Below are 2621 nucleotides of genomic sequence, written 5' to 3'. Positions count from 1 at the left end.
CGCACCCCGATCGCCTGGACGACGCCGCCGTCGCGGTGCTGCACCTCCTTGAGGTTCTGATCGACCTTGATCGAGCCCTGGGCGATCACGGCGCCGTTGAGATGGGCGCTGGCGGCCCAGCCGCCGCAGCCGACGACCAGGAGCAGGGCGAGCGCGGTACCGGCGAGCATATGCCGGCCGAGCCCGAAGTTCGGCTCGCGCCCTTCCCTGGCGTCCCCGCCCACCTGCGATGCGACATTGCGCCTGGTCATATCCGTCTCTCCCGTCAGCGGACCCGGGATGCGAGGCCGAGCTGCCCCGCACCGAGGTCAGTAATAGTAAAGCCTGTGGCTGCCCTGGATCTCGATGGAGTAGTCCCTCTCGTCGGTCTGCTCGAGATAGACGTCGACATAGGTGTAGTCGTTGTCACCGATCTTCTCGATGCGGAAGCGGAAGGGCTGGCTGGCAGTGCCGGCCTGGTCGCCATAGGCGCTGGCGAACGGATCGGCCTCGTCCCCGGGCGCACCATTGGCGGGATCGTCATCCGTGCGGATCTGGTACTGGCTGACGATGATGCGGTCGCCAGCCTCGAGATCGAGGATCTGGTGGATCAGGTCGCGGTCATCCTCGTCATAGGGCACGTCGAACGAGAAGCAGTCGTTGCCGGCACCGCCGGTCAGCGTCACTGCGTCGGCACCGATGGTGAAGTGGTCGTCGCCGCTGCCGCCGATCACCGCCTMGATATTGGAGAAGCTGTCMGCGCCGATCTCGACGCTGACCGCCTTGCCCTCGACCAGGTTGATGTCGATGCATTGCGTCGCCTGGGAGTAATCCAGCGTGTCGCTGCCGTTGCCGCCATCATAGCAATCGGCCGCAGCATCGAGCGTGCCGATGATCACGTCGTTGCCGGCGCCGGCCTTGACGAGATCCTCACCGGTACCGCCATCGAGCGTATCGTCGCCAGCATCTCCGGCGATCTGGTCGTTACCAGCTCCGCCCATGACCACGTCGTCGCCGTCATCGCCCTCGAGCCGGTCGTTGCCGGCCCCGCCATCGATGACATCATCGCCCGCGTCRCCCTCGATCCGGTCGTCRCCAGCCTCGCCGAAGAGCCGGTCATTGCCGRCATTGCCCTCGACCCGGTCGTCGCCGGCGCCGGCGAAGACGATGTCGTCATCCGCGTCGCCCTCGATCCGGTCGCGCCCGTCGCCGCCGAAGACGATGTCGTCACCGGTCCCGCCATGGATCTGGTCGTCGCCGCTGCCGCCCGCGAGGTGATCGTCGCCGGAACCGCCGTCGAGCACATCGTCACCGTCGTCGCCGGAGAGCGTGTCGTCGCCATCCTCGCCGAAGAGCCGGTCATCGCCGCCGCCGCCGGCCGCTGCATCGTCGCCCGCGCCGAGCTGGGCCGTGTCCTGGCCGGCGCCGAACTGGACGATGTCGACATGAGCGCCACCGGTCACAACATTGTTGCCGTTGCCGGTGCGGACGCTGTTGGTGCCATCGCCGGTGAAGATCGTGTTGTCGCCTTCGCCGCCGTCGATCCAGTCGTCGCCGGCGCCGCCGTCGAGGATGTCGTCGCCGTCCTCACCATAGACCTGGTCATTGCCGGCGCCGCCCATGACGTGATCGTCGCCGGCATCGCCATGAACTTCATCATTCCCGGCGCCGCCATCCACGGTGTCGTCGCCCTCATCGCCATGGGCGACGTCGTTGCCGGCATCCCCGGCGATCTGGTCGTTGCCCTCGCCGCCAGAGATCTGGTCGTTGCCGTCACCGCCGGAGAGCTGGTCGTTGCCCTTGCCGCCGATGATGATGTCATTGCCGGCCTCGCCATAGATGATGTCGTCGCCATCCTCGCCGAAGAGCTGGTCGTCGCCGTCATCGCCATAGATCGTGTCGTTGCCGTCGCCGCCATAGACGATGTCGTTGCCGCGCCCGGCATAGATCAGGTCATGGCCGGCGCCGCCGCGGATGAAGTCGTTGCCGGCGCCGCCATGCAGGATGTCGGAGCCGCCGCGGCCGTCGATCACGTCATTGCCGTCGCGCCCGTCGATCAGGTCGGCGCATTCGGTCCCGGTCAGGCCGTCATCGCCTGACGTGCCGTTGATCTCGGTGAACTCGACGACCCTGAAGAGCGCGGTCTGGGCGACCGCGACGGTCTCGTCGCTGACCTCGTAGCTCAGCGTCACCGGGCCAAAATAGCCGGGCGCCGGGGTGAACTCCCAGCCACCCTCGACCGCGGTCAGCGTGCCGCTGGAGACGGTGAGATTGCGGATCGACAGCGCATCGCCATCGGGGTCGCGCGCTCCCGCGAGCAGGCCGACCATGGTGATCAGCAGCGTCTCGCAGCGCCCGATGCTGCGCAGGTTGACGACGCCGGCGAGTTGCGGCGCCCGGTTGCTGCGTGGCCCGCCGGGGTTTTCACCGCCGGGTMCGCCAGGATTCTCGCCGCCCGGGCCGGAATGGCCGCCCGGGCCGGGGTGGTGGCCRCCCGAGCCGCCGCCGGCCGAGGCGATCCCCTCGAAGTCATGGCCACCGCCAGAGCCGGCACTGCCGGAGAGGCCGCCGCCATGGCTGAGCGTCAGGTTGTCRTTGCTCGCCGGATCGCCGAAGACATCCTCGAGCTTGGCCGGCGAGAA

1 protein-coding gene and 1 pseudogene are annotated in these 2621 nt (G+C 68.2%); both read right to left on the bottom strand.

What is annotated here, in order from left to right:
• Positions 1 to 251: pseudogene (locus AC1DIO_RS35120) on the bottom strand (HlyD family type I secretion periplasmic adaptor subunit); the annotation flags it as partial.
• Between the two features lie 57 nt (positions 252 to 308).
• Positions 309 to 2621, bottom strand: a 2313-nt coding sequence (locus AC1DIO_RS35115; RefSeq protein WP_476854928.1) for a cadherin-like domain-containing protein, incomplete at its 5' end; no start/stop codon positions are given.

Source organism: Allobosea sp. 05T439 (assembly GCF_056396005.1).
This window is presented reverse-complemented; position numbering and strand designations above follow the sequence as displayed.